At 62.6% G+C, this 2,456-nt stretch carries 3 protein-coding genes; 2 read left to right on the forward strand and 1 reads right to left on the reverse strand.

The annotated features are described in order from the left end of the window. The coding region (locus EOA78_RS35300; RefSeq protein WP_348628523.1) for a helicase-related protein at positions 1-1,087 on the forward strand (1,087 nt) is incomplete at its 5' end. Positions 1,088-1,089: 2 nt separating this feature from the next. Here the strand turns inward: EOA78_RS35300 and EOA78_RS35305 are convergent. Further along, complete coding sequence (locus EOA78_RS35305; protein WP_206533566.1) at positions 1,090-1,884, reverse strand: DUF3800 domain-containing protein; 795 nt, start codon at positions 1,882-1,884, stop codon at positions 1,090-1,092. Between the two features lie 205 nt (positions 1,885-2,089). On the opposite strand from EOA78_RS35305, the gene EOA78_RS37645 reads away from it, so the two are divergent. Beyond that, positions 2,090-2,456, forward strand: a 367-nt coding sequence (locus EOA78_RS37645; protein ID WP_281034107.1) for a competence protein CoiA family protein, incomplete at its 3' end; no start/stop codon positions are given.

A 2,456-nucleotide genomic window follows, 5' to 3' on the forward strand; every position in this document is an offset into this window, starting at 1 on the left:
CTCGGAGATCGCCTTTATGCAGGATTTTAAGAAGTCGGAGGCCAAGCAGCGGCTCTTCGGCGACGTGCGCGCCGGCAAGGTGCGCTTCCTGATCGGCTCCTCCGACACGATGGGGACCGGCGTCAACGCGCAACTCAGACTGAAGGCGCTGCATCACCTCGACGTGCCGTGGCTCCCCTCCCAGATCGAGCAGCGCGAGGGCCGCATCGTCCGGCAGGGCAACCAGCACGACGAGGTCGATATCTTCGCCTACGCGACCGAGGGCTCGCTCGACGCGACCATGTGGCAGAACAACGAGCGCAAGGCCCGCTTCATCGCCGCGGCACTTTCCGGCGATACCTCGATCCGCCGGCTCGAAGACCTCGGCGAGGGCCAGGCCAACCAGTTCGCCATGGCCAAGGCGATCGCATCTGGCGATCAGCGCCTGATGCAGAAGGCCGGGCTCGAAGCCGACATCGCGCGGCTGGAGCGCTTGCGCGCCGCCCACATCGACGACCAGCATGCCGTGCGCCGGCAGATCCGCGACGCGGAGCGGGAGATCGAGTATTCGACCCGGCGCATCGGCGAGATCGGACAGGACATCGAGCGCCTCATTCCGACTGCCGGGGAGGCCTTCGCCATGACGGTCATGGACAGGGCGTATGACGAGCGCAAACTAGCAGGCCGGGCGCTGATGAAGGAGATCCTGACCCTCGTGCAGCTGCAGCAGGAGGGCGAGACCGTCATCGCCGCGATCGGCGGCTTCGATCTGGAATATGCCGGTGAGCGCTTTGGCCGGGACGGCTATCGCTACAGCACAATGCTGATGCGCACCGGCGCAACCCAGGAAATCGAGCTGCCGGTCACGGTAACGCCGCACGGCGCGGTCTCCCGCCTCGAGCATGCGCTGTCCGGTTTCGAGGAAGAGTGGGAGCGCTACCGCCATCGCCTCGCCGACGCCCGGCGCCGCCTTGCCTCCTACCGGTCGCGGGAGGGCGGCGAATTCGCCTTTGCCGGTGAGCTGGCCGACAAGCGCCGGCAACTCGCGCAGGTCGAAAAGGCACTGGCCACGGATGTCGAGGGCATCGGGGAGGCCGTGGCCGCCTGATCCTATTCGGTTACCTTCGGCGTATTGGTGCGGATCCCGCTTCGTTTGGCTGCCCGATGCAGCCGGTGCTCGAAATAATCGGCAAACACCTTGTAGTCCGCGTAGGCGTCCTTGTCGCACCAGTATGCCCCGAAGCGACCAACCAGGCCGGCGATCCAGTCGGCGGCCTGCAAGGTCTGGTATCGGTGGCTTTCCAGCTGGAATGGCGGTTCGATAAGCCGCTTTCGCGGCTCCCCCGCGCCGTACATGCTGCGTGCCGCGGCGGTTATGAGATTCTGGCGCTGGTCGTGCTCGTCGAGCGCCAGAATGAAATGGTCCTTGGGGTCGCAGTCTTCCGCGCAGAAGGAATCAATCCGCTTGATCGCTTCCAGCAGCACCCGGTTGTAGAGGTAGTTCGGATTGTGCTTGTCGGGCGGCAGATTCTTCTGAAGCCCGACATAGAAGACGAAGCCGCCGATCGTCTCGATCTTGTTCAGCAGACGATTGGTCGTGTTGCGAAGCTCGCGGTACTTCGTGACATTGGTGACCGTGTAGAGGCTCGCGCCTTTTTTCTCCCAGATCGCCGGATGGACGCCGGCCCGCTTGATCTCGAATTCCAGAAGCTCGCATTTTCGCTGGAAGAACCACGTGCCGAAACCGCGCACCTCGCTCATCGGTAGCACGAGACCGGCCAACCCGAAAACCGGGCTTTCCTTGTACTTTGCATCCTGGCGATCGACATAGGGGCCTATATGGCCAAATTCATCGAGATAAGCGATGTAGGTCAGATCGTTGCCCCCAGAAGCACGAAAACCCACGCTTTTGGCGTGGGTCTCGGAAAGAGGGCAACACGTCGTTGCGCCTCACGATCGTGTAGTTAGGATTTCAGCCTTCTTTTGTCAAGCTTAGGACCCTGCCGAACCACCTTGACGACCCGCCGGGCTCCAGTAGCATGGTGCCGTGTCTGAGCTAACGACGGCGCCAGACATTCGAGCAAGCCGTCCTAATAACCGGCGACCGGGATTGCCCGCCACGCTGAAGATAAAAAGAAACAGCACCAGCGAATGCTGGCCGCGCTGCATATCGATTTCCATCAACGAGAACAATCTGGCTGCTGCCCGGATGGCTGGCCGCCTCAACCTATATGGAGAATCCATGCGGTACGCATTGGTGAATGACGAGCGGCGCGAAGCCGAACCCGGCGTTGCGGGCACTTGCCCCGGTTGCGGGCAGCCGATGATCGCGAAATGCGGGGATCAGCGAATCCACCATTGGGCGCATCGAGGGATGCGGACCTGCGATCCCTGGTGGGAGCCGGAAACGCCGTGGCATCGAAGCTGGAAAGCACAGTTTCCGCCGCACTGGCAGGAGGTTGTCCAGCAGGACGAAA

Origin of the sequence: Mesorhizobium sp. M5C.F.Cr.IN.023.01.1.1 (genome assembly GCF_003997585.1) — a bacterium.
GTDB classification, from domain to species: Bacteria; Pseudomonadota; Alphaproteobacteria; order Rhizobiales; family Rhizobiaceae; genus Mesorhizobium; species Mesorhizobium wenxiniae.